The sequence below is a fragment of the Thermomonas paludicola genome (assembly GCF_024498955.1).
In the GTDB taxonomy this organism is placed as follows: Bacteria; Pseudomonadota; Gammaproteobacteria; order Xanthomonadales; family Xanthomonadaceae; genus Thermomonas; species Thermomonas paludicola.
The window spans coordinates 329,315-353,886 of sequence record NZ_CP093311.1 but is presented as its reverse complement, the minus strand read 5'-3'; the positions used below and the strand labels follow the sequence as shown (position 1 = coordinate 353,886).

Sequence of the window (24,572 nt, the reverse complement as noted above, 5' to 3'; positions counted from 1 at the left end):
CTTCCGGGTCATGGCGCACCCCCGTGCACGGACGCAGGAACGACCACGGGCGCCGGCAGAACGGGCGCCGGAAGCACCGGCGACGATGCGGCGCGGCCATCCGCCTTCAGCCGCCTGGCTTCGGCGGCGTCCTGCACCGCCAGCCACGCGCCAAGATCATCGGGCGAGACGTCCATCAAGCGCAGCGCGCCTTCCATCACGTTGCGAAACACCGGGCCGGCGACCACGCCGCCGGTGTAGCCCTTGCGCGATGGATCGGGATCGTTGACCGCCACCACCATCGCAAAGCGCGGCTTGTCCACCGGGACCAACCCGGCGAAATAGCCGATGTAGCGGCGCGAATAGCCGCCGGCGCTGGCCTTGCGCGAGGTGCCCGTCTTGCCGGCCACGTGGTAACCCAGGATCGCGGCCTGGGTCGCGGTACCGCCCGGCTCGGTGACGGTCTGCATCATCTGCAGCACTTCGCGTGCAATTTTCGGATCCAGCACCTGCCGTGGCGGGTTGTGCTGGCCCTTCACGAAACTGGGCTGGTGCAGCAGGCCGCCATTGCCCAGCGCCGCGTAGGCGGTGGCGATCTGCAACGGGGTCACGCTCAGGCCATAGCCGTAGCTCATGGTCTGCTTGCTGGTGCCGCTCCAGCGATCAGGCGTCGGGAACAGGCCAGCGGCTTCGCCGGGAAAACCACTGCCAGTGCTGCGCCCGTAGCCGAAGCGCCGCAGCACGTTGTTGAATTGCTCGTTGCTCAGCCGCTGTGCGACCAGCGACGCGCCCACGTTGGAGCTTTTGCGAATGATCCCGGTGGTGTCCAGCACGCCGTAGTTGTGCGTATCGGTGGTGCGGTACTTGCCGTTCGGAATCCAGCCAGGGCTGGTGTTGAACAGGGTCTGCGGGGTGATCACCCCCGCCTCCAATCCTGCCGCCACGGTGATCGGCTTCATCGTCGAGCCGGGTTCCATCAGGTCGGTCACCGCGCGATTGCGATGCGCGTCGCGCTGGCTGCTGGCCACCGCGTTGGGATTGAAGGTGGGGAAATTGTCCATCGCCAGCACTTCGCCGGTGGCCACGTCCAGCACCACCGCCGAGCCGCTGCTGGCACCGGTTTCGGCGATTGCATCACGCAGTTCCCGATGGGTGAGGTACTGGATGCGACGGTCGATGCTCAGGGCAAGGTCGTGGCCGGGCTGCGCCGCGCGCACCAGGTCCACGTTCTCGACGATGCGTCCCTTGTTGTCGCGAATGACGCGCTTGGCGCCCGGCGTGCCGCGCAGCCAATCGTCGAACGCCAGCTCCAGCCCCTCCTGTCCACGGTCGTCGATATTGGTGAAACCCAGCACCTGCGCCAGCACATCCCCTTGCGGGTAGAAGCGCCGGTATTCGCGCTGGCTGGCCACGCCGGGAATGTCCAGCGCCAGGATGCGCGCTGCCTCGTCCGGATTGATGCGCCGCTTGAGATACACGAATTCCTTGTCGACGCGCGCACTCAGCCGGCTGGCCAACTCGTCCTGCGGCATGCCCAGCGCATCGGCCAATGCCGGCAGTCGCGCCGGCGACTTCAACAACTCCTTCGGGTTGGCCCAGATCGATTCCACCGGCGAGGAAATCGCCAGCGGCTCGCCATTGCGGTCGGTGATCATGCCGCGCGAGGTGGCGATCGGAATCTCGCGGAGGAAACGCGCGTCACCCTGCTGCTGGTAGAACACGTGGTCCACCACCTGCAGGTCCAGCGCGCGCGCCAGCAGCCCCACCGAGCCCAGGCCGAGGAAGCCTGCGACCAGCAGCATCCGCTTGCGCAGGTCGAACTGCCCGCCGGCGCGTTCACGGCGCTCGCCGTTGCTGCCAAACCAACGCTGGCGCTTCCCGAAATGCTTCATCGGCGCAGCACCACGGTGTCTTCGGTGCGCGGGAACGCCATGCCCAAGCGCGTGCGCGCCACCTGGTCCACGCGGTTGCTTTCCGCCCAGGTGGCCTGCTCCAACTGCAGCCGGCCAAATTCGACGTTGAGCGCGTCCCGCGCCTTTTCCAGCTTGCTCAATTCGACAAACGCCTGCCGGTGGTCGTGGCGATCGCGCACGATCAGCAGCGCACTGGCCACATTCGCCAGCACCAGCGCGGCGAGCAGAAAATAGCGATTCATGCCGCCACCTCCATGGCTTGAACCGGCAATTTCTCGGCTACCCGCAAGACCGCACTGCGCGCGCGCGGATTGGCAGCCAGCTCGGCGGCGCCTGCCTTTTGCGCACCACCCAGCAGGCGCAATGCCGGCACGAATCCCGTCACTTCCGGCATCCGCCGGTTCGCGGGCGGTGCCTTCGCGTGGCGCGACATGAACTGCTTGACGATGCGGTCCTCCAGCGAATGGAACGCGATGACCGCCAGCCGTCCGCCCGGCTTGAGCCGCGCCAGCGCCGCATCCAGACCGACTTCCAGATCGGTCAATTCGCGATTGATGTGGATTCGGATCGCCTGGAAGGAGCGCGTCGCCGGATGCGTCTTGGCGTTGCCGCGCGGCAGCACGGCGGCGATCAGCGCAGCCAGCTGGGCGGTTCGCAGCAGCGGCTCGCTGGCGCGCTGGGCCACGATGGCGCGCGCGATGCGCCGGCTCTGGCGTTCTTCGCCATACGTCCACAGCACGTCGGCGATCTCTTTCTCGGATGCTTGTTGCAGCCACTGCGCGGCGCTTTCGCCGGAGTCGCAGTCCATGCGCATGTCCAGCGGGCCGTCCTTGCCGAACGAAAACCCACGCTCGGCCACGTCCAGCTGGGGAGACGACACGCCCAGATCCAGCAATACGCCGTCCAGCCCGGCGTCGGCCTGATCCCACTGTGCGAGCTCGGCGAAACTGCCGCGATGCCAAGCCAGGCGCGCATCGCCGCCGGCCATCTGCATGGCCACCGCGATTGCATCCGGATCCTTGTCCATCACCAGAAGACGCCCTTGCGGCCCCAGCCGCTGCAACACCCCACGCGCATGCCCGCCTCGACCGAACGTGCCGTCCAGGTAGGTTCCATCCCGTTTCACCGCCAGACCGTCCATGACCTCGGCAAACAACACCGGGAGGTGGGCGGACGCGATGCCCGCGCCACCGCCGCTCACAACGTCAGATCCAGCAGGTCATCGCCCAGATCGGCGTCCCCGAGGGTTTGCCGGATCTGCTCGTGATGTGCCTGCTCGCTCCACAGCTCGAACTTCTCGCCCATGCCCAGCAGGACGGCGCGCTTTTCGATGCCCACCGCACTGCGATGGCTTGCAGGAATCGAAATGCGGGCATTGCCATCAGGCTCGGCAAACGCTGCCGCGCCCACCAATTTCAGCTGCAGGACGCGGCTGGTCTTCCGGGTCTTCGGCAAGGCGTTGACCTGGTCGCGCACCCGCTCCCACACCGCGTGCGGGTACACGTACAGGCAGCCGTTCTCGAACGGGTTGTAAGTCACCACCAGGCGATTGCCACATTCGCGCGCAACAAGATCCCGGTAGGCAGTCGGAATCGACAGCCGGCCCTTGTCGTCAATGGTGATGGCGGTTTCGCCCTGGAACATGCTGCCCTTGCTGCCCCCGTCTGCGGCGGAGTTCACCCAAGAAAACCACAATTTTCCCGGTTTTCCCACGAAGCGCCACCTTAGCAGGCAATCCACGGGTGTCAACACGTTCGGCGTGAATTTTCTTTTGCCGCGTCAATGACTTGCGTAAAACTTCAAGAACTTGTTCAAGCTTTATCCACAAGCTTATGTTCTGTATCAAATTTTGAAACAGCACACGCGTTCCGGCCTCGCCGCATTCAGGCGTATGCCCGCTCCCACCGGATTGCTGCGCCGCAGCAAATCCCGCCATCACGGGCGGCACAATGTGCGCACGTGCCTGCTTGCGCTCGCCTGAAGCAGTCATCCCCGCTTGACGGCGGTGCTGGTGGACGGCTCCGACCGCCAGCTCAAGCCGCGAGCAGCGTCCGCATCGGTGCCAGCCGCACACCTGCCTGCGCCAGCCAGTCGTCCAGCGCAGGCGCCGCCAGCACCGCGAACTCGGCCTGCCGCGCCGCGGCCAGCGCATCGCCAGCGCGGTCGCCGGGGTGGCACATCAGCATATCGGCCTGCCGCGCTGCGGCCAGCCAGCCGCGCAGCAGCCCGGCATAGCGGGCCTGCCCGCCGGCGAAGCCGTACACGCCGAGGAAACCGCAGTTCTGGCGGAACCCGGCGCGGCGCGCGCCGGCCGCCAGCGCACGCGCGCCCAGCGCCGCAATCACCGCCGCCTTGGCAGCGTCCTGCAGGCCCGCTACCCGCATCGCCGCCCAGCGGCCGCGGGTATCGCGCAGCCACGGCCGCATCCCGGAAGCCGGATAGCGTCGCGCCAGTTCCTCCAGCAGCACGGTGCGGATCACCGGCAGCTGGTGCACGTGCTGGTGGCCATCGACGAATGCCGGCACACGCCCCAGACCGTCCTCGAACGCATCCAGCTGGGCGCGGATCTCGGCGCGCACCATCGCGGCCCCGAGCGAACCTGCGTAGGATTGCGCTATCAATGCCTGCAACCGATGGCGCGCGCCCGGCGTCAGCGGCACCTCGGTGAAGTCCAGATGCAACCCAACCTCCAGCCCGCTGCCGGCGCTGTCGCGCAGCCATTGCAGCCCCTGCCGCCAGGCAGGTGCACCCACCAGCGCGCCAGTCGCCTGCAGGCGACCGCGCGCCGCCAGTTGCGCCACCGCAGCGTTGACCCCCGCATCCAGCCCGTAATCATCGGCACAGATGCACAGTCCCGTTTCCATCCGCTTCGCCTCTCCGGCCCCTGAACCCGACATGTTGCACCACATCCCGCGTCCGCTCCGCTTCATCGCCGTCGGCTGCGCCGCCGCCGCCGTGCACTGGCTCGTGGTGGTGGCGCTGGTGGAACACGCCGGCCTGCCGCCGTTGGCGGCCAATGTGCTGGGCTGGCTGGTGGCTTTCGCGGTGTCGTTCGCTGGCCATCACCACCTGACTTTCCGCGGGCATGGCGTGCCGGTGCGCGATTCGGCGCGCCGGTTCTTCCTGCTCTCGGCTTTCGGCTTCACCCTGAACGAGGCCACCTACGCGCTGGCGCTGCACGTCAGCCGGATCGGCTACCAGCTGCTGCTGGGTGCAGTGTTGGTGTTCGTGGCCGGAATCACCTGGATGGTGAGCCGGCTGTGGGTGTTCCGGGGCAGCCCAGGGCAGCCCTGACCGCGGGCGCGGCAGGCGTGATCCGCCACAGCGCAGCTTCGCCATTCGCCGCCACCTGACGCGCCTGCCCCAGCACCGGGAACGTCTGCGGCGCGGCCCGCGGCCCCACCAGCCAGGCCACCGGCGACCGGCACAGGGACGGCGCCAGCTGCACTGGACGCAGCAGCAGCGTGGGCGCCAGCGCCGGATCGAAGCCACCGGCATCGGCCAGTTCCTTGCGCCAGGTATCGCGCGCGCGGATCGCCGGGTCGTCCCAGTCCAGCACGTAGGCCACCGGCTGTTCCAGGCGCGCGTAGATCGGCAGGTCGAAGTAATACTCGCCCAGCAGGAACACCGGCTCGCCCGCCTGGCGCTGGGCGCGCAGCTCCAGCCCCAGCCCCTTGCTCGAATGCGGCGTGCGCGCCGCGAGCACGCTGATCACCAGCACGCAAAACGCCACCGAGACACCGGCGCTGGCCCACCAGCCGCGCCCGAGGCGGCCATGCCGCCTGCGATAGACCGCGACCCCGTCCGCCAACAGCACCGCCAGCGGCGGGATCGCCGGCAGGATGTAGCCCACCAGTTTGGACGCCGGTAGCGAGAAGAACCCGGTCACAAGCACCACCCACAGCCACATCAGCCGGCGCAGGTCGGCGCGCAGCGGATCGACGGTCTCGCCACGCGCGAACAGCGGCTTCAGCCAGGGCAACCACGTCAGGGTGGCCAGCACCAGCACCGCCGGATAGAACCAGAACGGCTGCACGTTGTTGAAGCCGGATTCCGCGAAGCGCTGGAAGTGCTGAACCACGAAGAAGTAATGCAGGAATTCCGGAAATCGCTGCTGCATGGCAATGAACCATGGCGCCGCGACCAGCGCGAACAGCACCAGCCCCGGCAGCGAAAGCAGCCGCAGCCAGGTGCGCCAGCGTCCGCCCGACAGCAGCCAGGCAGTCACCACCAGCCCCGGCAGCACCATTCCGATCAGGCCCTTGGCCAGCACAGCCAGCGCGGCCGCGACATACGCGCCCAGCAGCGCGCTGCGGTAAGGCTGGTCGCGCTCCAGCGCCAGCGCCGCCTGCGCCAACAGCGCGATGGTGACGGTGATCGCGCCGGCCACCAGCATGTCGAGGTTGGCAAACTGCGCGCCCAGGTAGAACGCCGGCTGCAGCAGTAGGACCCACAGCGCCAGACGCGCATCGCGCTCGCCCCACCAGCGTCGCAGCAGCAGGAACACTGCCAGCGCCCCGGCCCACGCGCCAAGGACCGACGCCAACCGCGCCGGCCACTCCCACACCCCGAACAACTTCATCGCAGTCGCGGTGATCCAGTAGAACAACGGCGGCTTGTGGAAGTACGGCAGCCCGTCCAGGGTCGGGGTCAGCCAATCACCGCTGCGCAGCATGCCCCAAGCCACGCCGACGTAGCGGCCTTCGTCGGGCAGCAACAGCGGTCGCGCCCAGGCCAGCAGCGCCAGCCACAGCAGGGCCAGCAGGGCGATCCGTGCCAGCCCGGGGTGGGCGTCCCGCGACGGCGCGCTCATTCGCCCAGCCCCTGGCCGTGACGGCGCCTGACGATGTACAGCGGACGCCGCTTGACCTCCTCGAAAATGCGCCCGACGTATTCGCCAACCACCCCCAGCGAGACCAGCTGCAGCCCGGCGGAGAACATCACGCCGACGACGATGGTGGTCCAGCCACTGACCCGGTGTCCGTGCAACAGGTATTCGACCACCAGGAGCAGGCCGTAGCCGAACGCCAGCAGCGCCAACGCAAAGCCGGTCAGGGTAAGCAGGCGCAGCGGCTAGGTGGAGAAGCCGATCAGGCCGTCCAGGGCAAAGCTCACCAGCCGCATCGGCCGGAAATGGGTGCGTCCGCCGGCGCGCGCGGCCGGCATGTAGGGCACCGCCACCGCGCGGAACCCGACCCAGGCGTACAGCCCCTTCATGAACCGGTTGCACTCTGGCAGGGCCAGCAGCGCCTCCACCACCGCACGATCCATCAGTCGGAAATCGCCGGCGTCGGGCGGGATCTTCACCCGGTCTCCCGCGTTCACCAGCGCATAGAAGCCGCGCGCGCCGAGCCGCTTGAACAGACTTTCGTCGGCGCGGTTGCTGCGCACGGCGTACACGCTGTCGGCACCTTCCCGCCATTTTTCCAGCAGGGTCGGGATCAGCTCCGGCTCATGCTGGAGGTCGGCATCCAGCATCACCACCACCTCGCCGCGCGCGGTCTGCAGCCCGGCGGTCAGCGCCGCCTCCTTGCCGAAGTTGCGCGACAGCTCGACCGAACGGATGCCGGCACGGCGGGCCCACTCCACCAGCCGCTGCGGGGTGTCGTCGGTGCTGCCGTCATCGACCAGGATCACCTCCCATGACGGGGCCAGCGGTTCCAGCACAGCCAGTAGCCGCGGCAGCAGCAGGTCGAGGTTTCCCGCCTCGTTGCGGCAGGGAATGACGCAAGACATGCTGGGCCGCGCGCGCGCGCGCGCGGACTGCGCGGCACCACCAACGGCCGGATCCCGTGACGGGGAAGATTCGGAAACGGGGTGCATGCGACAGGCCTCATCCAGCGCCGGACTCCAACGCCACTGGAACTATATATGATCGATCCGGCGTAAGCCTGTCTCAACCGAGACACAGCCAAGTGTTACGTATCACTCGGCAACCCTCGCGCGCACTCCGCGTATCGCCAGCCGGGCGACTCCCGCTCGTGATGAGTCAATGGAATTCCGGATCTCGACCGCCCGTGAGTACTCCCACTCGTAGTGAGCCTGTCGAACCACCGACGGGACAGCCCGCAAGCGCGGCACTTCGCCGCGCCTTTCGACAGTCTCAAGGCGCACGGCATCACGGTGACAGGGCCTACGGGCCCATGGCACGCGAAGGGGCGGAGCCGGCCGATAAGCCGGGTCCTGTCAGCGCTTGCGCGCCGTGGCAGCCATTCCTCTAGGCGCATCGTCGCCGATACGCTCGAGCAACCTACCCGGAGACTCGGCGGGCCGCCTCATCGTCTCCCTATTTGGTCTTGCTCCCGGTGGGGTTTGCCGTGCCGGTCTGTTGCCAGACTCGCGGTGCGCTCTTACCGCACCATTTCACCCTTGCCTGATCCCTGCCACCCCTTTGCCGGCTCCGGAAAAGATCTGGTCGGCTGCGCCGACACGTCCAGAGCCTGGCCATGTCGGCCAGCGGCGGCAAAGGGGTGACAGGGCCATCGGCGGTATCTTTCTGTTGCACTTTCCGTCGGCTCGCGCCGCCCAGGCGTTACCTGGCACCGTGCCCTGTGGAGCCCGGACTTTCCTCGGCATCCCGAAGGATGACGCGACTGCCTGGCCGACTCCGCCGGGGCGGATTGTCGCACGTGCCGGCACGGCGTGCCCTTATCCCCCGTACAACGCCTTGCGCGGCGCGCCGGACAAATCCGCGGCCAACCTGGCTGCGGTCGAGGGCGGCAGGTGTTGGCTGATCGCGGCATACAGGCGCCGACCTTCTGCCACCCTGGCATCCGCATCCTCGCCCGCGCCCTGTACCAGCAGCACGAACTCGCCCTTGCGCTGGTCGGGGTCGGCTTCGACCTGCGCCAGCAGGCCGGACAACGTCCCATCCAGCACGGTTTCAAACAGTTTGGTCAGTTCGCGGGCCAGCACCGCCGGGCGCTCATCGCCGAACGCCAGCGCCATGTCGGCCAGGGTCTCGCCGATGCGGTGCGAGGACTCGTAGAAGATCAGCGTGCGCGGTTCGGCCACCAGGCCCTGCAAGCGCTCGCGTCGCGCCGCAGCCTTCGCCGGCAGGAAGCCCTCGAACGCGAAGCGGTCGCTGGGCAACCCGGCCACGCTCAAGGCCGCGATCAGCGCCGACGCGCCCGGCACCGGGCTGACCTTCACGCCGGCCGCGCGCGCGGCGCGCACCAGCCGGAAACCGGGATCGGAGACCAGCGGCGTGCCCGCATCGGAAACCAGTGCCAGCGACTCGCCGGCCAGCAGGCGCGCCACCAGTTTCTGTGCAATGGCATCTTCGTTGTGCTCGTGCAGCGCCAGCAGCGGTTTTGCAATGCCGAAATGCGCCAGCAGCTGGCCGCTGCGACGGGTGTCTTCGGCACAGATGGCCGCGACGGCGCGCAGGGTGTCCAGCGCGCGTGGACTCAAGTCGCCCAGATTGCCAATCGGCGTGGCCACGACGTGAAGCGTTCCGGTGTCTTGCATGCCTGTCTTCCACGTGTGCGCAGGTAGAATCGTAGCCGGTTACCGAACGAGCGCCCAACCGTGGCCCTGATGCGAATTGCAATCGTCACCCTGCTGCTGGCCGTGGCCGGCTGCGCCAACGTGGACACTCGTCCCCCGCAAGCAGCCCCGGCCTATGCCGCGGTGACCATGCAGGCGCAGGCGCTGGCCGCGGCTCATGCGGGCCTGAGCGGACAGGCGCGGCGCGCCAACACCGAGGCCATTGAACGTCTGCTGGCGCAGCTCGACGACGCCGCCCTGGCGCGCGACGCCGCCCGTCTGCCCGCCGGCGACGCGCTGTACAACTTCGCCGGCCGGGCACTGCTGCGCCGTGGCCTGCCGTTGCCGCACGCATTCGATCGCGGCGAGACCAGCTTCGGCGCCGCCACTCGTCCGCCGGCAGACCACGATGGCTACCGGCCACCGCTGAAGGTCGGCATCCTGCTGCCGCTATCCGGCAGCCAGACCGCCGCTGCCGCTGCCGTGCGCGATGGTTATTTGGCCGGCTACTACGGCGAATCACGCCGGCGCCCGGCGCTGCACTTTTACGACACCGCGGGCGGCAGCCAATCCGCGCTGGCGCGGGCGGCTGCGGACGGCAACGATTTGATCGTCGGCCCGCTGGGCCGCGACGAGGTCGATGCCACGTTTACCGACGACGGCCTCACCCTGCCGCTGCTGGCGCTCAATCGCGGCCTGCGCAGCCCGCCGCCCGGCAGTGCGGCGTTTTCGCTGTCGCCCGAGGACGAGGGCGTCAGCCTCGCCCAATACCTGATCGAGCGCGGCAGCCGGCGCGTGCTGCTGATCTCGGGCGGCGAAGAGGCACAGCGGCGCACCACCGAAGCCGCCAAAGCCCAGCTGGAGCGCCGCAGCGTGAAGGTCGTGGCAAGCCTGGGGGTCGGCGGGTCGATGACCGATGCCTTGCATCAAGTTGCGCAGACCGACATGCCGGATGCCGTGTTGCTGGTGCTGAAAGGACCGCAGGCCCGCACCGTGGCCCCGCAGCTGACCACCGCCGGCTTGGGCAACGTGCCGCACGTGGCCAGTTCGCAAATCACCTCGGGCACCGGCAAGGCTTCTGAAGACATCGTGCTGGACGGCATCATCTTTCCCATCGAACCGTGGCTGGTGCATCGCGTGGACGGCCTGCCGTCGCAGGCCAGCGTCGGCACCCAGCTCGCCACTGCCCGCGGGCCGGCCGCACGCCTGTTCGCATTCGGTTACGACGCCTGGCTGCTCACCGCCTATCTGGAACATCTGGCGCTGATGCCGAACGCCAGCGTTGCCGGCGCCACCGGCCAGCTGAGCCTTGACGGCTTCGGCAACGTGCTGCGCCGGCCGGCATGGTCGCGCTTTACCGCCGGCGAGCCGGTGCCGCTGGCCGATGGCGCACGCTGAACCCGATCGGCGCGCGCGTGGCGATGCGGTGGAGGCCGCCGCGCTGGCCTGGCTGCAGAAGCAGGGCCTGCGCCTGCTGGCCCGCAACGCCAGCGCGCGTATCGGCGAAGTCGACCTGGTGATGGCCGAGGGCGCCACCGTGGTGTTCGTGGAAGTGCGCTATCGCGCCAGCGACGCCTTCGGCGGCAGCGCCGCGTCGGTGGATGCCGGCAAGCGCCGCAAATTGGTGGGCGCCGCGCGGCTCTATCTCGCCCGCCACCCGCGACATGCCGATGCGCCCTGCCGCTTCGACGTGATCGCCGCCAGCGGCGACCCCCGCGCGCCGCATATCGACTGGCTGCGCGATGCTTTTCGCGCCGACGACCACTAAAGACGCATGACCCTGCCCGACACCATCGTCACCGAACTGTCCGCGCTGCTGGGCGACGGCTGGCACACGGATGACGCCGCGCGCGAGGCCCACGGTGGCGACGATTCGCGCCGCCACGCGCTGCCCGCCGCAGTGGCGTTTCCGCGCACGCGCGAACAAGTCGTCGCCATCGTGCGTGCGTGCCGCGCGTGCCGCGTCCCGCTCGTGGCGCGCGGCGCCGGCACCGGCACCACCGGCGCCGCGGTGCCTTCCGCCGGCAGCGTGGTGGTGTCGTTCGCGCGCATGAATCGCATCCTCGAGATACGCGCCGCCGACCGCTGCGTGGTGGTCGAACCCGGCCTATTGAACGGCGCGCTGCAGCAAGCGCTGCAGGCACACGGCCTGTTCTGGCCGCCGGATCCGTCCAGCGCCGACATGTGCAGCGTCGGCGGCAACCTGGCCACCAATGCCGGCGGCCCGCGCGCCGTGAAATACGGCGCAACCCGCGACAACGTGCTGGGGCTGGTGGCGGTGACCGGCGCGGGCGAACTGATCCGCTGCGGCGGTGCATACACCAAGGATTCCAGCGGCTACGACCTCACCCATTTGCTGGTCGGCAGCGAAGGCACGCTGGCACTGATCGTGGAAGCCACGCTGAAGCTCGCGCCGCGCCCGCAGGCACAGGCCGGTCTGCGCGCGTTCTATCGCGATGCCGCCAGCGCCGCCGCCGCCGTCTCGCGGCTGATGGCGCAGCCCGTCGTGCCGGCGATGCTGGAGTTCATGGATCGCCGCAGCCTCGAACTGCTGCGCCGCAACGGCAGCGATGTGCCCGAGGCCGGCGCGATGCTGTTGATCGAAGCCGACGGCAGCCACGATGGCCTGCCCGATATCCTCGCCGCACTCGGTGCAGCTGCCGACGGCGACGGCCTGATCGACATGGACGTGGCGCAGGACGGCATCGCCCGCGACAAGCTGTGGGCGGCGCGGCGCGCATTGTCACCGGCGCTGCGCAGTATCGCCCCCGGCAAGATCAACGAAGACGTGGTGGTGCCGGTCTCGCGCATCCCCGACCTGGTGGCCGGGGTCGAGGCGCTGGCGGACGAATGCGCGCTGACCATCGTCTGCTTCGGCCACGCCGGCAACGGCAACCTGCACGTCAATCTCCTCTACCACCCGGACGATGCCGCCGAAACCGCACGCGCGCAGGCGGCGCTGCCAAAGGTATTCACGCTGGCGCTGGCGCTGGGCGGCACGCTCTCTGGCGAGCACGGCATCGGCCTGTCCAAGCGCGATTTCATGGCGCAGGCCTTTGATGCCGCCACGCTGGAGGCGATGCGCGCAGTCAAGCGCGCGCTCGACCCGGCCGGCATCCTCAATCCGGGCAAGGTGTTGCCGGACGCCACCTGATCCGGGTCAACGCGTGGCGAAATGCTGGAAGCCCGGCCTGGCATCGCCCATCGCCAGGCCGTCGCATGCCACGCCGTTGCCATCGACAATCCTGCCGATACAGGTCAACGGAAGCGCAAGCCTGGCGGCCAGCGCCTGGACGTCCTCGTGCCGCGAAGGCAATGCGGTGAAGCACAGCTCGTAATCGTCGCCGCCGGTGGCCTGCAGCAGGTGCCGCGCAGGTGCATCGAACTGCTCGCGCAGCGCTGCGCTGGCCGGCAGCGCGTCGATATCGATCTCCGCGCCAACGCCGCTGGCGCGGCAGATGTGCGCAAGATCGGCGAGCAATCCGTCGGAGACGTCGATGCAGGCGGTCGCCAAACCGCGCAGCGCGGACCCGAGTTCGATGCGCGGCACCGGCCGGTCCAGCCGCGCACGCAGCGCAGCGTGCGTCGCCCCGCCTGCCTGCCACTGCGCCAACGCGCCGGCCGCATCGCCCACGGTGCCGCTCACCCAGACTGCGTCACCCGCGCCCGCTCCATCGCGGCGCAATGCCTTGCCCGGCGCCACGAACCCGTGCGCGGCGATGCTGATCGACAGCGGGCCGCGCGTCGTGTCGCCGCCGACCAGGGCGATGCCATGCCGCTGTGCCAGCGCCAGGAAGCCGTCGAGGAACGCATCGACAAACGCCATGTCGGCCTCGGGCAGCGACAGCGACAGCGTGCACCACGCGGGCTGCGCACCCATCGCGGCAAGGTCGGACAGGTTCACCGCAAGCGCCTTCCAGCCAATATCGGCCGGCGCGGTATCCGCAGGGAAATGCACGCCGGCATTCAGCGTGTCCATGGTCAGCGCCAACTGCATGCCGGGCGGTGGCGACAACAGTGCGCAGTCGTCGCCGATGCCAAGCGCCACGTCGGCGCGGGCCGCAGCACGGGCGCGAATGCGGGCGATCAGATCGAATTCCATTTTTTACACCCCCCCCGGCAAGCAGGGGGAGGCTGGGAGGGGGTAGACCGGGGCGCGGCTGCCACCAACCAACCCCGCCCCAGCCCTCCCCTGCGCGCAGGGGAGGGGGCGCTTCATTTCTTCGCTTCCACGCCACGCAACGCGGCCGCAGCCTTGTCCAGCACGCCGTTGACGTAGGTGTGGCCGTGCTCGGAGCCGAAGCGCTTGGTCGAGTCGATGGCCTCGTTGATCACCACGCGATACGGCACGTCCGCGCGATGCGTCAGTTCGTAGGCGGCGATGCGCAGCGCGGCGCGCTCGATCGGATCCACTTCATCGATCTCGCGGTCCAGATGCCCGAGCAACGCGGCGTCGAGTTCGGCCACATGGCGCATCACTCCACGCACCAGATCCTCGAAGTATTCGAGGTCGGCCACTTCATGCGCCTGTTCGTGGGCGAACTGGGCGATCAGGTCGTGCTCGTTGGCGTGGTTGATTTGCCACGCATAGATCGCCTGCAGGGCGCGCCGACGCGAACGCGAACGGGCAACAGGATCCAGCCCATCGGGACGACGGTGGTGCTTCATTTCGTGATCTCCTGCAGCTTGCGGCGCAAATCGGCCATCTCGATGGCGACCAGCGCGCATTCCTCGCCCTTGTTGCCATGACTGCCGCCGGCACGTGCCGTGGCATCCTCGAACATCTCCACCGCCAGTACGCCGTTCATCACCGGCACGCCGGTGTCCAGCGCGACCCGCAGCAGGCCGTTGGACGCGCCATCGGCCACCTGCTCGTAGTGGCGGGTATCACCGCGCACCACGCAACCCAGTGCGACGATGGCCGCATGCCGACCGGCCATGGCCAGCTCGCGCGCGATCACCGGCAGCTCCCAGGCGCCGGGCACGCGCACGACATCGATCAGCGCCGCGTCCACGCCATTGGCGACCAACGTGGCCTGCGCGGAAACGACCAGCGCATCGACGATGCGCGGGTTCCAGCGACTGGCGAGGATTGCGAAGCGCGCGCCCTCGGGGGCACGCAGGTCGCCTTCAATATGCGGCATGGCAGGCTGGCGTTGGACGGTCGTGCAGTTTACCGCGCCGGCAGCGCCACGTACTCCACCACCTCCAGCCCGTAGCCGGCCAGGCCCACCTGGCGGCGCGGGGTGCCCAGCACGCGCAGATGGCGCGCCCCCAGGTCGGCCAGGATCTGCGAGCCCGCCCCGTTGCGCCGCCACTGCGCCAGCGCACCGGCCTTGCTGGCGGGCGGCGCCGGCTGTTCGCGGATGCGGGCCAGGGTGGCATCGGCATCGGGCGCGTCGCCCAGCAGCACCAGCGCGCCGCGATCCTCGGCGGCGATCATCGCCAGCACGTCGCCCACCAGCGGCCCGAAATCGGCGCGCCGCCAGTGCAGCGCGTCGGCCAGCGGGTTCTGCTGCTGCACCCGCACCAGCACCGGTTCGTCACCCATCACCTCACCGCGCACCAACGCGTAGTGCAGGCCGCGGGTCAGGCGATCGCGATAGGTGTTCAGCACGAACGGGCCGTGGTCGGTCCCGATGGGACGACTGTCGATGCGCTCGACGGTGTTTTCGGTTTCCAGGCGATGGCGGATCAGGTCCTCGATCGAACCGATCTTCAAGCCGTGCTCGCGTGCGAACAGTTCCAGCTGCGGCCGTCGCGCCATGCTGCCGTCGGCATTGAGGATTTCCACCAGCACGCCGGAGGGCTCGAAGCCCGCCAGCAGCGCCAGATCCGCCGCCGCCTCGGTATGCCCGGCGCGCGAGAGCACGCCGCCGGGCTGCGCCATCAACGGGAAGATATGCCCCGGCTGGCTGAGATCGGCGGGTTTGGCATCCGGCCGCACCGCGGTGCGCACGGTATGCGCGCGGTCGTAGGCGCTGATGCCGGTAGTGACGCCTTCGGCCGCCTCGATGCTGACGGTGAAGTTGGTGTGATGCTGCGAGGTGTTGTCGCGCACCATCGGATTCAGGCCCAGCTGCGCGCAGCGCTCGCGGGTCAGCGACAGGCACACCAGGCCGCGCGCGTGGGTCACCATGAAATTGATGTCGGTCGGCTTGACCAGCTCGGCGGCCATGATCAGGTCGCCTTCGTTCTCGCGATCCTCGTCGTCGACCACCACCACCATGCGCCCGGCGCGCAGTTCGTCCAGCAGTTCGGGAATGCTTGCAAAGCTCATGTCCAGTCCTTCGTTGCCTGCAGCCGCTCCATGTAGCGCGCCAGCAGATCCACTTCGATATTGACCGCATCACCCACGCGCAGTGCATGGAAGGCGGTATGTGCCACGGTATGCGGGATCAACGCGACCTCGAACCCCGCGTCGTCGGCGGCATTCACGGTCAGGCTGACGCCGTCCACGCACACCGAACCCTTGTGCGCGATGTAGCGCAGCAGCGGCGTCGCAACGGCGAACCGCCAGCGCACCGCACGCGCGTCCTGCCAGCACTGCTGCGCCGTCGCCAAGCCATCCACGTGCCCGCTGACCAGGTGCCCGCCGAGGCGGTCGGTGGGCAGCATCGCCCGCTCCAGGTTCAGCGGCGCGCCGATGTCCAGCGCGCCCAGCGTGGTCAGTGCCAGCGTTTCATTGGAAGCATCCACGGCAAAGCTGCGGGCGTCGAACTCGACCACGGTCAGGCAGCAGCCGTTGACCGCGATGCTTTCGCCCAACTGCACGCCATCGAACGGCAGGGTGCCGATGTCGATGAGCAGGCGGGCGTCGCCGCCGCGGGATTCACGCGCGGACAGCCGGCCCACGCCAGCGATCAATCCGGTAAACATCAACCCTCCTCCGGCCGCAGCAACAGGCGGAAATCCTCGCCTACCACGGCGCTGTCGATGCGCCGCATCCGCAGACGCTGCGCCATCGCATCGATGTGCAGGCCGTCGAACAGCGGCCGCGCATGTTCGCCCAGCAGCACCGGCGCCACGTACAGCAGCAACTCATCCACCAGCCCAGCGGACAGGAACGCGCCCGCCAGGGTTGCGCCGGCCTCCAGCTGGATTTCGTTGACGCCCCGCGCGGCCAACAGGCGCAGCACCGCTTGCAGGTCGAAGCGCGTGCCCTGCACCGCCACCGCGACGTGGTCGATGTTCAGCCCACGCGGCAGCCTGGCTTCGGGCGCGTGCACGTACAGCGTGGGCGCGTCGCCCTCGCGAACGCGACCGCGCGCCACCGTGGCCAAGCCGGGGTCCAGCACCACCCGCAGCGGCGGCACGAAATCACTGCCATCTTCCAGGCGCACGGTGAGTTGCGGATCATCGGCCAGCACGGTGCCGGCGCCGGTCAGCAGCGCGCCGCTGCGCGCGCGCCAGCGGTGCACATCGCGTCGTGATGCTTCGCCACTGATCCACCGGGAATCGCCCGATGCCATCGCCGTGCGGCCGTCCAGGCTGGTGGCCAGCTTCACCCGCAACCACGGGCGGCCGCGTTCGATGCGCGACAGGAAGCCGCGGTTGAGCTCGCGCGCCTGCGCTTCCATCAACCCGGATTCAACGGCAATGCCTGCCGCGCGCAGCATTTCGAAGCCGGCACCGTCCACCTTCGGGAACGGGTCGCGCATCGCCGCCACCACCCGCGACACGCCGGCGCCCAGCAGCGCATCGGCGCACGGCGGGGTGCTGCCGGCGTGCGCGCAGGGCTCCAGCGTCACGTAAGCCGTGGCGCCGCGCGCGCGTTCACCGGCCGCCTGCAGCGCGAACGCTTCCGCGTGCGGGCCGCCCTTGCGCTGGTGCCACCCTTCCCCGACCACCTCCGCGCCCCGTGCAATCACGCAGCCGACCATCGGGTTCGGGCGGGTGGTGAAGGCCCCGCGCTCGGCCAGCCGCAGCGCGCGCGCCATCAGCGCATGGTCATCGGGGGAAAACAGCAGACGCGTCACTTTTCCTTTTCCTTGCCGGGCTTCGAGGACCCGCGCGTGAAAAGCGGCTCTGGCCCCGATTTTGGCTCCGCGCCGCGTTTCCCCTCGTCCAGCAGCGGCAACTGGCCTTCGCCTGGCAGCTCGCGCTCCAGCCGATCGAGTTCCTCGCGGAAATCGGCCACGTCCTCGAAGCTGCGATAGACCGAGGCAAAGCGCACATAGCCGACGTGGTCGAGCTTGCGCAGTTCGGCCATCACGAACTCGCCGATCCTGCGCGCGTGGATCTCGCGCTCGGCGGTCATCCGCAACTGGTGGACCACCGCGCGCACCGCCGCCTCGACCTGTTCTTCCGACACCGACCGCTTCTGCAACGCCCGATCGAACCCGATGCGCAGCTTGCGCGCATCGAACGCCTCGCGCCGACCATCCGACTTGATGATCGCCGGCAGCTTCAGCTCGATGGTTTCCAGCGTGGAAAACCGCTCGCCGCAGGCTTCGCAGCCGCGGCGGCGGCGGATGGTCGCGCCATCCTCACTGACCCGCGAGTCGATCACGCGGGTGTCGCTGTGCTGGCAGAAAGGACAGTGCACTTGCGATCAGTCGCCGTAGACCGGGAACTGCCTGCACTGCTTCTCGACGTTCGCGCGCACGCCGGCGATGACGTTGTCGTCGTTCGGGTTGTCCAGCACGTCGCAGATCCACTCGGCCAGCGCCACGCAATCGGGCTCCTTGTAGCCACGGGTGGTGACCGCCGGCGTGCCGATGCGCAGGCCGGAGGTGACGAAGGGCTTGCGCGGGTCGTTCGGCACCGAATTCTTGTTGACCGTGATGTGCGCCTTGCCCAGCGCTTCCTCGGCCTGCTTGCCGGAGACGTCCTTGCCGATCATGTCGACCAGCATCAGGTGGTTCCGGGTGCCGCCGGAGACGATCCTGTAGCCGCGCCGCATGATCACGTCGGCCATGGCCTGGGCGTTCTTCACCACCTGCTGCTGGTAGTCCTTGAACGCCGGCTCCAGCGCCTCCTTGAACGCCACCGCCTTGGCCGCGATCACGTGCATCAGCGGGCCGCCCTGGATGCCGGGGAAGACGATCGACTGCAGCTTCTTCTCGATCTCCTCTGCCGCATCGCCCATCGCCGCGCGGCTGGCGACGATGATCCCGCCGCGCGGGCCGCGCAGGGTCTTGTGGGTGGTGGAGGTCACCACGTGCGCGTGCGGCAGCGGGCTGGGGTACACGCCGGCGGCGATCAGGCCGGCCACGTGCGCCATGTCCACGAACAGCCAGGCGCCCACCTTGTCGGCGATGGCGCGGAAGCGCGCCCAGTCCACCACCTGCGAATAGGCGGAGAAGCCCGCCACCACCATCTTCGGCTTGTGCTCCAGCGCGAGGCGTTCGACTTCGTCGTAGTCGATCAGGCCTTCGTCGTTGACGCCGTACTGCACCGCGTTGAACAGCTTGCCCGAGGCGTTGACCTTGGCCCCGTGGGTCAGGTGGCCGCCGTGCGCCAGCGACATGCCGAGAATGGTGTCGCCGGGCTGCAGCAGCGCGAAATACACCGCCTGGTTGGCCTGGCTGCCGCTGTGCGGCTGCACGTTGGCATAGTCGGCGCCGAACAGTTGCTTGACCCGGTCGATGGCGAGCTGTTCGGCCACGTCCACGTATTCGCAACCGCCGTAATAGCGCTTGCCCGGATACCCTTCCGCGTATTTGTTGGTCAACTGGCTGCCCTGCGCTTCCATCACCCGCGGGCTGGCGTAGTTCTCCGAAGCGATCAGTTCGACGTGATCCTCCTGCCGGCGGTTTTCATCGGCGATGGCCTTGGCCAACTCGGGGTCGAATCCAGCAATCAGATCGGCACGGGAAAACATCGGAGCTCCGACATCGGGGGGGGGATTGCAATTGTAGCCCGCAGCACGGCCCTGAGCGGTTCCAACCGGCCTCAACCCGCCACCGGGCCGCCCGCATCCGGCGGCGGTGCATGCGCGGCCAGGAAAGCGCGCAGCGCCGCCGCCTGGTAGCGCTTGCGCAGCCACAGCAGCGACAAGCTGCGGCGCAGTTGCGCAAACGGGGTGTCCAGGACGACCAGACGCCCGGCGGCCACTGCATCGGTCAGTGCCACCTCCGGCAGGCAGGCCAGGCCCAGCCCCGCCACCACTGCCTGCTTTACCGCCTCGGTCTGGTTCAATTCCAGCAGAGCGACCGGCGCCGGCAGTCGGGACAGCAGGCGCTCGCTCATCTCGCGGGTCGCCGATCCCGGCTCGCGCAGCACCCAGCGCGCGCCATGGAAGTCATCGGGCCGCAGGCCGCGCCGCCCGGCCAACGGATGATCGATGGCGGCACACACCACCAGCACGTCATCGCGCCAATGCTGCCGCTGCAGATCCGCATGCATCACCGGGCCTTCCACGCAGCCGACATCCAGGCTGCCGTCGAGCACCGCGGCGGCAATGCTGCGGGTGTTTTCCACCTGCAAGCGCAGGCGTACCGCAGGCTGCGCCTGCGCGAAGGGCGCCAGCAATTCACCGATCCGATAATTGCCCACGGTATTGCTGGCGCCGATACGCAGCTCGCTACCGGGGGCGATGCCATGCGAATCGAACCCGGCAAATTCCCGATGCCGCTCCAGCAGCTCCTGTGCCAGCGGCAGCAGGGCGCGCCCGCGAGCGCTCAGGTGCAATCGTCCGCGCCGGCGATCGAACAACTCGCCGCCCAGCAGCCGTTCCAGCTCGGCCAGCGCCATGCTGACCGCCGGCTGGGTGAGGTGCAGCGCGTCCGCCACGCCGCGCAGGCTGCCGCAGGCCACCGTGTGCACGAACACTTCGAGCTGGCGCGGGCTGGCGTAGTGCATTAGATAATCTTATCGCATGGATAAATAATCAAAAGTATTTCTGAGTGACTATCTCGCTCAAACTGGCGCCACATCGAACTGGCACATCGCCATGACCGCCGCTCCCGAGGTCGCCTCTGCATCCACCCCATCCGACCCGCGGCGCGCGCGCCGCAGCGGGCTGCTGCTGGTGGCACTGGTGGTGGTGCCGGCCCTGCTGATCGGCGCGTGGCTGCCGGTGGTCGGCGGCGCGGTGTCGGCCCTGCTGCTGGGACTGGCGCTGGGCACCACCGGCATCCCCCAACCGCGTCATCACGCCGGCATCGCGTTTGCGCACGGCCCGCTGCTGCGCGCATCGGTGGTGATGCTCGGGTTCGGGCTGTCGCTGGCGCAGGTGGCAAAAACCGGGTTGGACTCGCTGCCACTGACGCTGGTCACGCTGGCGGTCGCCTTTCTCACCGCCTGGGGCCTGAGCCGCCTGCTGCGCCTGAGTGGCGCGCTGCCGGTGCTGATCGGCATCGGCACCGCCATCTGCGGCGGTTCCGCCATCGCCGCAGCCGCCCCGGTGATCCGCGCCCGCGACCACGAAATCGCGCTGTCGATGACCATCATCTTCCTGTTCAACGTCGCCGGCGCGCTGCTGTTTCCCCCGCTGGGACACCTGCTGGGGCTGAGCGACCACGGCTTCGGCCTGTGGGCAGGCACCGCGATCAACGACACTTCGTCGGTAGTGGTCGCCGGCTACCAATACAGCCAGGCCGCTGGCGAGTTGGCCACCGTGGTCAAACTCACCCGCGCCAGCCTGATCGTGCCGGTGACGCTTGCGCTGGCGATGTGGGTGGCGCGGCGCAACCGCGACGGCACGGGCCATGCCTCGCTGCTCGCCAATTTTCCGTGGTTCATCCTCGGTTTCGTGGCCGCCTCGGCCGCCGGCAGTACCGGCTGGCTGCCGGCGTCGGCCCTGCACATCCTCCACTGGGCGGCGCAGCTCTGCATCGTCGCCGCGCTGGCCGGCATTGGCCTGTCGGCCGACATCAGGCAAATGCGCGCAACCGGGCCACGCCCGATCCTGCTGGGCCTGGGCACCTGGTTTGCGGTGGCCGCCGCCAGCCTGGTGGCACAGCAGGCGATGGGCCTGACCTGAACCTCACCGGCGGCACGGCTCCGCCGCGCCTCGGCAGCGGTTTGCAGGCCGCTAACCGCTATAATCGCGGATTCCGAACACCCTTGTGGCCCTGCACCGCGCAGGCCGCCGCCGCACGCCCGGAGCACGCATGTCATCGCAGTACATCTACACCATGAACAAGGTGTCCAAGATGGTCCCGCCCAAGCGGCAGATCATCAAGGACATCTCGCTGAGCTTTTTTCCCGGCGCCAAGATCGGCCTGCTGGGGCTGAACGGCTCCGGCAAATCCACCGTGCTCAAGATCATGGCCGGCGTGGATCAGGATTTCGAAGGCGAGGCGCGCCCGCAAGCCGGCATCAAGGTCGGCTATCTGGCGCAGGAGCCCGAGCTTAACCCCGAGCACACCGTGCGCCAGGCGGTGGAGGAAGGCGTGGGCGAAGTGCTGCAGGCGCAGGCGCGGCTGGACGAGGTCTATGCCGCCTACGCCGAGGAAGGCGCCGACTTCGACGCGCTGGCCAAGGAGCAGGAACGGCTGGAGGCGATCCTTGCCGCTGGCGACGCGCATACGCTGGAAAACCAGCTGGAAGTGGCCGCCGACGCGCTGCGCCTGCCGCCGTGGGACGCCATCGTCGGCAAGCTGTCGGGCGGCGAGAAGCGCCGCGTCGCGCTGTGCCGCCTGCTGCTGCAGAAGCCCGACATGCTGCTGCTGGACGAACCCACCAACCACCTCGACGCCGAGTCGGTGGAATGGCTGGAGCAGTTCCTGCATCGCTACACCGGCACCGTGGTGGCGGTCACCCATGATCGCTACTTCCTCGACAACGCCGCCGAGTGGATCCTGGAACTGGATCGCGGCCGCGGCATCCCGTGGAAGGGCAACTACACCGATTGGCTGACCCAGAAAGATGATCGCCTGAAGCAGGAAGACAATCAGGAAAAGTCGCGCCAGAAAGCGATCCAGAAAGAACTGGAATGGTCGCGGCAGAACGCCAAGGGCGGCCGCAGCAAGGGCAAGGCGCGCCTGGCGCGGCTGGACGAATTGCAGTCGGTGGATTACCAGCGCCGCAACGAGACCAATGAAATCTTCATTCCGCCGGGCGAGCGCCTTGGCAACTCGGTGATCGAGTTCAAGAACGTCAGCAAGAGCTTCGGCGATCGCCTGTTGATCGACAACCTGTCCATGATCGTGCCACCGGGAGCCATCGTCGGCATCATCGGCCCGAACGGCGCGGGCAAGTCCACGCTGTTCAAGATGATCACCGGGCAGGAGCAGCCGGATTCCGGCTCGATCAACATCGGCCCGACCGTGAACCTCGCCTACGTGGACCAGAGCCGTGGCGCGCTGGAAGGCAACCACACCGTGTTCCAGGAAGTCTCCGGCGGGCTGGACATCCTCAACATCAACGGCGTGGAGATCCAGTCGCGCGCCTACATCGGCCGCTTCAACTTCAAGGGCCAGGACCAGCAGAAACTGGTGGGCACGCTGTCCGGCGGTGAACGCGGCCGCCTGCACATGGCGAAGACGCTGCTGCAGGGCGGCAACGTGCTGCTGCTCGACGAACCGTCGAACGACCTGGACATCGAAACCCTGCGCGCGCTGGAAGACGCGCTGCTGGAGTTCCCCGGCAACACCTTCGTGATCAGCCACGACCGCTGGTTCCTCGACCGCATCGCCACCCACATCCTCGCCTTCGAGGGCGACTCGCACGTGGAGTTCTTCCAGGGCAACTACCGCGAGTACGAGGAAGACAAGCGCCGCCGCATGGGCGACGAGGCCGGCCCGAAGCGGCTGCGGTTCAAGGCGCTGAAGTAACAGTCTGGACGCCCACGGCAACGTGGGCGTCCTTGCATGCAGCAGGAGGACACCATGGGCTTCATCGACAAACTGCGCGCCCGCTGGCGCGACGCCGACACCCTGCTCTGCGTCGGCCTCGACCCCGATCCGGCGAAGTTCCCCGACCGCTTCGTGGACGATGGCGATGCGCTGTTCGCGTTCTGCCGCGACATCAGTGATGCCACCGCGGAATACGCCTGCGCGTTCAAGCCGCAGATCGCCTACTTCGCCGCGCACAACAACGGCGAGGCGCAGCTGCAGCGGCTGATCGCGCACCTCAACGGCGCCCACCCGGACGTGCCGGTGATCCTGGACGCCAAGCGCGGCGACATCGGCAGCACCGCGCAGCAGTACGCCTGCGAGGCGTTCGAGCGCTTCGGTGCCGACGCGGTGACGCTGAACCCTTACATGGGGCGCGATTCCGCCGATCCGTTCCTGCAGTACAACGACCGCGGCTGCGTGTTCCTCTGCCACACCTCGAATCCCGGCGCCCGCGATTTCCAGGAACTGCTGGTGGACGGCGCGCCGCTGTACCAGCACATCGCCCGCACCATTGCCAACGACTGGAACGGCGACGGCAACTGCGCACTGGTGGTCGGCGCCACCTTCCCGGAAGAGCTCGCCGCGATCCGCGGGATGGTCGGCGACATGCCGCTGCTGATCCCCGGCGTCGGCGCGCAGGGCGGCGACGTGGAAGCGGTAGTGCGCAACGGCCGAACCGCCGACGGCACCGGGCTGATGATCAATTCCTCGCGCGGAATCCTGTACGCGTCGCGCGGCGAAGGCTATGCGGACGCCGCTGCAGATGCGGCAAAATCACTGCGCGATCAGATCAATCGGCATCGCCGCTGATCCCCGGCGTCGCACAAGGAAATGCCCGTCGAAAGACGGGCATTTCAGTTCGAACCAGGTCCTCGACCCGCGCTGCGTCAATCCACCGCTTCGTCACGCCACGCCACGAACGACAGGCGCGCGGTCTTGAGGAAGTCGACGATGCGGGCGCGGGTGACGCCACCGGCCAGGTCCAGATCGAGCTCCAGCACCGGGTCACCATCGTCATCGATGTAGCTGCGCGAATAGCGCTTGCTCTTGTTCCAGGCATTGACCTTGGCCAGCGACGAACCACCACCGGCGAAGGCCGCGTAGAACTGCAGCGAGTCGTTGTCGCTGCCAAGCAGCATGGCGGTCTTGTTGCCATCGATTTTCCAGATCAGCTTGCCGTCGTCATTGGTGGTGACGACATAGCCCTCGCCCTGCATGATGGCCTTGACCTGGCCGCTGGTGATGGTGGTGAACACCTGCTGCGCGTACGCCGACGGCATGAGCATGCACAACGCAAGCGCAAGCAGCACGCCCGACCACAGCTTCCTGAACCCGCGATTCCCCTGACTTGTTGCCATACATCCTCCTCGTCCGTTGCGTGGTGGCTCCCTGCTGGAAGCCCGGG

General features: G+C 68.4%; 27 protein-coding genes and 1 other RNA gene. 7 read left to right on the top strand and 21 right to left on the bottom strand.

The annotated features are described in order from the left end of the window. Window positions 1-8: 8 nt before the first annotated feature. Genes LIW09_RS01610 through LIW09_RS01585 form a run of 6 tightly spaced genes read right to left on the bottom strand, consistent with a single transcriptional unit; the run spans window position 9 to window position 4,756 of the window. Window positions 9-1,871: a peptidoglycan D,D-transpeptidase FtsI family protein gene (locus LIW09_RS01610; protein WP_425507901.1), complete on the bottom strand. Its 1,863-nt coding sequence runs from the start codon at window positions 1,869-1,871 to the stop codon at window positions 9-11. Next, on the bottom strand, window positions 1,868-2,134 hold the full coding sequence (gene ftsL / locus LIW09_RS01605; protein WP_256646245.1) for a cell division protein FtsL: 267 nt from the start codon (window positions 2,132-2,134) through the stop codon (window positions 1,868-1,870). The genes LIW09_RS01610 and ftsL overlap by 4 nt, the downstream gene beginning before the upstream one ends. Then, window positions 2,131-3,033 carry a 16S rRNA (cytosine(1402)-N(4))-methyltransferase RsmH gene (gene rsmH / locus LIW09_RS01600; protein WP_256647115.1) on the bottom strand — a complete coding sequence of 301 codons (903 nt, stop codon included), beginning with the start codon at window positions 3,031-3,033 and terminating at the stop codon, window positions 2,131-2,133. Before rsmH ends, ftsL begins: the two co-directional genes overlap by 4 nt. A 56-nt stretch (window positions 3,034-3,089) precedes the next feature. After that, the gene (gene mraZ / locus LIW09_RS01595; protein WP_256646244.1) at window positions 3,090-3,536 is read right to left on the bottom strand and encodes a division/cell wall cluster transcriptional repressor MraZ; all 447 of its coding nucleotides are present in this window, start codon (window positions 3,534-3,536) and stop codon (window positions 3,090-3,092) included. Further along, window positions 3,505-3,882 (bottom strand): hypothetical protein, encoded by a 378-nt coding sequence (locus LIW09_RS01590; protein ID WP_256646243.1) that lies wholly within the window; start codon window positions 3,880-3,882, stop codon window positions 3,505-3,507. The genes mraZ and LIW09_RS01590 overlap by 32 nt, the downstream gene beginning before the upstream one ends. A gap of 43 nt (window positions 3,883-3,925) precedes the next feature. Next, a complete protein-coding gene (locus LIW09_RS01585) occupies window positions 3,926-4,756 on the bottom strand; it encodes a ChbG/HpnK family deacetylase (protein WP_256646242.1) in 831 nt (276 codons plus the stop codon). A 31-nt stretch (window positions 4,757-4,787) separates the two neighbouring features. Here LIW09_RS01585 and LIW09_RS01580 point away from each other — a divergent pair, with 31 nt between their 5' ends. Continuing rightward, window positions 4,788-5,186 (top strand): GtrA family protein, encoded by a 399-nt coding sequence (locus LIW09_RS01580; RefSeq protein WP_256646241.1) that lies wholly within the window; start codon window positions 4,788-4,790, stop codon window positions 5,184-5,186. On the opposite strand, the gene LIW09_RS01575 is transcribed toward LIW09_RS01580, so the two are convergent. The 5 genes from LIW09_RS01575 to rsmI form a co-directional block, all read right to left on the bottom strand. Next, on the bottom strand, window positions 5,131-6,705 hold the full coding sequence (locus LIW09_RS01575; RefSeq protein ID WP_256646240.1) for an ArnT family glycosyltransferase: 1,575 nt from the start codon (window positions 6,703-6,705) through the stop codon (window positions 5,131-5,133). The two genes, LIW09_RS01580 and LIW09_RS01575, sit on opposite strands and share 56 nt — an antisense overlap. Next, a complete protein-coding gene (locus LIW09_RS01570; protein WP_256646239.1) occupies window positions 6,702-6,932 on the bottom strand; it encodes a hypothetical protein in 231 nt (76 codons plus the stop codon). Before LIW09_RS01570 ends, LIW09_RS01575 begins: the two co-directional genes overlap by 4 nt. Before the next feature lie 33 nt (window positions 6,933-6,965). After that, window positions 6,966-7,628 carry a glycosyltransferase family 2 protein gene (locus LIW09_RS01565; protein ID WP_256646238.1) on the bottom strand — a complete coding sequence of 221 codons (663 nt, stop codon included), beginning with the start codon at window positions 7,626-7,628 and terminating at the stop codon, window positions 6,966-6,968. Window positions 7,629-8,048: 420 nt separating this feature from the next. After that, window positions 8,049-8,501: RNase P RNA component class A (gene rnpB, locus LIW09_RS01560), an RNA gene on the bottom strand. 39 nt (window positions 8,502-8,540) lie between these two features. Then, window positions 8,541-9,362: a 16S rRNA (cytidine(1402)-2'-O)-methyltransferase gene (rsmI, locus tag LIW09_RS01555; RefSeq protein WP_256646237.1), complete on the bottom strand. Its 822-nt coding sequence runs from the start codon at window positions 9,360-9,362 to the stop codon at window positions 8,541-8,543. A gap of 69 nt (window positions 9,363-9,431) precedes the next feature. Here rsmI and LIW09_RS01550 point away from each other — a divergent pair, with 69 nt between their 5' ends. The 3 genes from LIW09_RS01550 to LIW09_RS01540 are packed head-to-tail and all read left to right on the top strand — an operon-like array spanning window position 9,432 to window position 12,534. After that, on the top strand, window positions 9,432-10,778 hold the full coding sequence (locus tag LIW09_RS01550) for a penicillin-binding protein activator (protein WP_256647114.1): 1,347 nt from the start codon (window positions 9,432-9,434) through the stop codon (window positions 10,776-10,778). Then, the gene (locus LIW09_RS01545) at window positions 10,765-11,148 is read left to right on the top strand and encodes a YraN family protein (RefSeq protein ID WP_256646236.1); all 384 of its coding nucleotides are present in this window, start codon (window positions 10,765-10,767) and stop codon (window positions 11,146-11,148) included. The genes LIW09_RS01550 and LIW09_RS01545 overlap by 14 nt, the downstream gene beginning before the upstream one ends. 6 nt (window positions 11,149-11,154) lie before the next feature. Further along, the gene (locus LIW09_RS01540; RefSeq protein WP_256646235.1) at window positions 11,155-12,534 is read left to right on the top strand and encodes an FAD-binding oxidoreductase; all 1,380 of its coding nucleotides are present in this window, start codon (window positions 11,155-11,157) and stop codon (window positions 12,532-12,534) included. 6 nt (window positions 12,535-12,540) lie between these two features. On the opposite strand, the gene thiL is transcribed toward LIW09_RS01540, so the two are convergent. The 9 genes from thiL to LIW09_RS01495 form a co-directional block, all read right to left on the bottom strand. Beyond that, window positions 12,541-13,482, bottom strand: a complete 942-nt coding sequence (thiL, locus tag LIW09_RS01535) for a thiamine-phosphate kinase (RefSeq protein WP_256646234.1) — start codon at window positions 13,480-13,482, stop codon at window positions 12,541-12,543. 113 nt (window positions 13,483-13,595) lie between these two features. Beyond that, on the bottom strand, window positions 13,596-14,048 hold the full coding sequence (gene nusB, locus LIW09_RS01530) for a transcription antitermination factor NusB (protein WP_256646233.1): 453 nt from the start codon (window positions 14,046-14,048) through the stop codon (window positions 13,596-13,598). Beyond that, window positions 14,045-14,524 (bottom strand): 6,7-dimethyl-8-ribityllumazine synthase, encoded by a 480-nt coding sequence (gene ribH, locus LIW09_RS01525; protein ID WP_256646232.1) that lies wholly within the window; start codon window positions 14,522-14,524, stop codon window positions 14,045-14,047. Before ribH ends, nusB begins: the two co-directional genes overlap by 4 nt. A gap of 29 nt (window positions 14,525-14,553) precedes the next feature. Next, window positions 14,554-15,660: a 3,4-dihydroxy-2-butanone-4-phosphate synthase gene (gene ribB / locus LIW09_RS01520; protein WP_256646231.1), complete on the bottom strand. Its 1,107-nt coding sequence runs from the start codon at window positions 15,658-15,660 to the stop codon at window positions 14,554-14,556. Next, on the bottom strand, window positions 15,657-16,259 hold the full coding sequence (locus LIW09_RS01515) for a riboflavin synthase (protein WP_256646230.1): 603 nt from the start codon (window positions 16,257-16,259) through the stop codon (window positions 15,657-15,659). Before LIW09_RS01515 ends, ribB begins: the two co-directional genes overlap by 4 nt. Next, window positions 16,259-17,350 carry a bifunctional diaminohydroxyphosphoribosylaminopyrimidine deaminase/5-amino-6-(5-phosphoribosylamino)uracil reductase RibD gene (gene ribD, locus LIW09_RS01510; RefSeq protein WP_256647113.1) on the bottom strand — a complete coding sequence of 364 codons (1,092 nt, stop codon included), beginning with the start codon at window positions 17,348-17,350 and terminating at the stop codon, window positions 16,259-16,261. Before ribD ends, LIW09_RS01515 begins: the two co-directional genes overlap by 1 nt. Window positions 17,351-17,355: 5 nt before the next feature. Beyond that, a complete protein-coding gene (gene nrdR, locus LIW09_RS01505; RefSeq protein ID WP_256646229.1) occupies window positions 17,356-17,928 on the bottom strand; it encodes a transcriptional regulator NrdR in 573 nt (190 codons plus the stop codon). Window positions 17,929-17,934: 6 nt separating this feature from the next. Then, window positions 17,935-19,206: a serine hydroxymethyltransferase gene (gene glyA / locus LIW09_RS01500; protein WP_256646228.1), complete on the bottom strand. Its 1,272-nt coding sequence runs from the start codon at window positions 19,204-19,206 to the stop codon at window positions 17,935-17,937. 71 nt (window positions 19,207-19,277) lie between these two features. After that, a complete protein-coding gene (locus LIW09_RS01495; protein ID WP_256646227.1) occupies window positions 19,278-20,186 on the bottom strand; it encodes a LysR family transcriptional regulator in 909 nt (302 codons plus the stop codon). Between the two features lie 91 nt (window positions 20,187-20,277). On the opposite strand from LIW09_RS01495, the gene LIW09_RS01490 reads away from it, so the two are divergent. The 3 genes from LIW09_RS01490 to pyrF all read left to right on the top strand — a co-directional run bounded on the left by LIW09_RS01490 (window position 20,278) and on the right by pyrF (window position 23,977). Continuing rightward, on the top strand, window positions 20,278-21,309 hold the full coding sequence (locus LIW09_RS01490) for a YeiH family protein (protein ID WP_256646226.1): 1,032 nt from the start codon (window positions 20,278-20,280) through the stop codon (window positions 21,307-21,309). Between the two features lie 130 nt (window positions 21,310-21,439). After that, window positions 21,440-23,104, top strand: coding sequence for an energy-dependent translational throttle protein EttA (gene ettA / locus LIW09_RS01485; RefSeq protein WP_256646225.1), 1,665 nt, complete (start codon window positions 21,440-21,442; stop codon window positions 23,102-23,104). A gap of 54 nt (window positions 23,105-23,158) precedes the next feature. Further along, window positions 23,159-23,977: an orotidine-5'-phosphate decarboxylase gene (gene pyrF, locus LIW09_RS01480; RefSeq protein WP_256647112.1), complete on the top strand. Its 819-nt coding sequence runs from the start codon at window positions 23,159-23,161 to the stop codon at window positions 23,975-23,977. Between the two features lie 77 nt (window positions 23,978-24,054). Here pyrF and LIW09_RS01475 read toward each other — a convergent pair whose 3' ends face one another. Beyond that, entirely contained in the window at window positions 24,055-24,447 is a 393-nt protein-coding gene (locus LIW09_RS01475; protein ID WP_256646224.1) for a YbjN domain-containing protein, read from the bottom strand. Between the last annotated feature and the right edge of the window lie 125 nt (window positions 24,448-24,572).

Coding starts and splice junctions, on each gene's coding strand:
- LIW09_RS01610 (WP_425507901.1), bottom strand. CDS start 1,871: ATGAAGCATTTCGGGAAGCGCCAGCGTTGGTTTGGCAGCAACGGCGAG.
- ftsL (WP_256646245.1), bottom strand. CDS start 2,134: ATGAATCGCTATTTTCTGCTCGCCGCGCTGGTGCTGGCGAATGTGGCC.
- rsmH (WP_256647115.1), bottom strand. CDS start 3,033: ATGGACGGTCTGGCGGTGAAACGGGATGGAACCTACCTGGACGGCACG.
- mraZ (WP_256646244.1), bottom strand. CDS start 3,536: ATGTTCCAGGGCGAAACCGCCATCACCATTGACGACAAGGGCCGGCTG.
- LIW09_RS01590 (WP_256646243.1), bottom strand. CDS start 3,882: ATGACTGCTTCAGGCGAGCGCAAGCAGGCACGTGCGCACATTGTGCCG.
- LIW09_RS01585 (WP_256646242.1), bottom strand. CDS start 4,756: ATGGAAACGGGACTGTGCATCTGTGCCGATGATTACGGGCTGGATGCG.
- LIW09_RS01580 (WP_256646241.1), top strand. CDS start 4,788: ATGTTGCACCACATCCCGCGTCCGCTCCGCTTCATCGCCGTCGGCTGC.
- LIW09_RS01575 (WP_256646240.1), bottom strand. CDS start 6,705: ATGAGCGCGCCGTCGCGGGACGCCCACCCCGGGCTGGCACGGATCGCC.
- LIW09_RS01565 (WP_256646238.1), bottom strand. CDS start 7,628: ATGTCTTGCGTCATTCCCTGCCGCAACGAGGCGGGAAACCTCGACCTG.
- rsmI (WP_256646237.1), bottom strand. CDS start 9,362: ATGCAAGACACCGGAACGCTTCACGTCGTGGCCACGCCGATTGGCAAT.
- LIW09_RS01550 (WP_256647114.1), top strand. CDS start 9,432: ATGCGAATTGCAATCGTCACCCTGCTGCTGGCCGTGGCCGGCTGCGCC.
- LIW09_RS01545 (WP_256646236.1), top strand. CDS start 10,765: ATGGCGCACGCTGAACCCGATCGGCGCGCGCGTGGCGATGCGGTGGAG.
- LIW09_RS01540 (WP_256646235.1), top strand. CDS start 11,155: ATGACCCTGCCCGACACCATCGTCACCGAACTGTCCGCGCTGCTGGGC.
- thiL (WP_256646234.1), bottom strand. CDS start 13,482: ATGGAATTCGATCTGATCGCCCGCATTCGCGCCCGTGCTGCGGCCCGC.
- nusB (WP_256646233.1), bottom strand. CDS start 14,048: ATGAAGCACCACCGTCGTCCCGATGGGCTGGATCCTGTTGCCCGTTCG.
- ribH (WP_256646232.1), bottom strand. CDS start 14,524: ATGCCGCATATTGAAGGCGACCTGCGTGCCCCCGAGGGCGCGCGCTTC.
- ribB (WP_256646231.1), bottom strand. CDS start 15,660: ATGAGCTTTGCAAGCATTCCCGAACTGCTGGACGAACTGCGCGCCGGG.
- LIW09_RS01515 (WP_256646230.1), bottom strand. CDS start 16,259: ATGTTTACCGGATTGATCGCTGGCGTGGGCCGGCTGTCCGCGCGTGAA.
- glyA (WP_256646228.1), bottom strand. CDS start 19,206: ATGTTTTCCCGTGCCGATCTGATTGCTGGATTCGACCCCGAGTTGGCC.
- LIW09_RS01495 (WP_256646227.1), bottom strand. CDS start 20,186: ATGCACTACGCCAGCCCGCGCCAGCTCGAAGTGTTCGTGCACACGGTG.
- LIW09_RS01490 (WP_256646226.1), top strand. CDS start 20,278: ATGACCGCCGCTCCCGAGGTCGCCTCTGCATCCACCCCATCCGACCCG.
- ettA (WP_256646225.1), top strand. CDS start 21,440: ATGTCATCGCAGTACATCTACACCATGAACAAGGTGTCCAAGATGGTC.
- pyrF (WP_256647112.1), top strand. CDS start 23,159: ATGGGCTTCATCGACAAACTGCGCGCCCGCTGGCGCGACGCCGACACC.
- LIW09_RS01475 (WP_256646224.1), bottom strand. CDS start 24,447: ATGCCGTCGGCGTACGCGCAGCAGGTGTTCACCACCATCACCAGCGGC.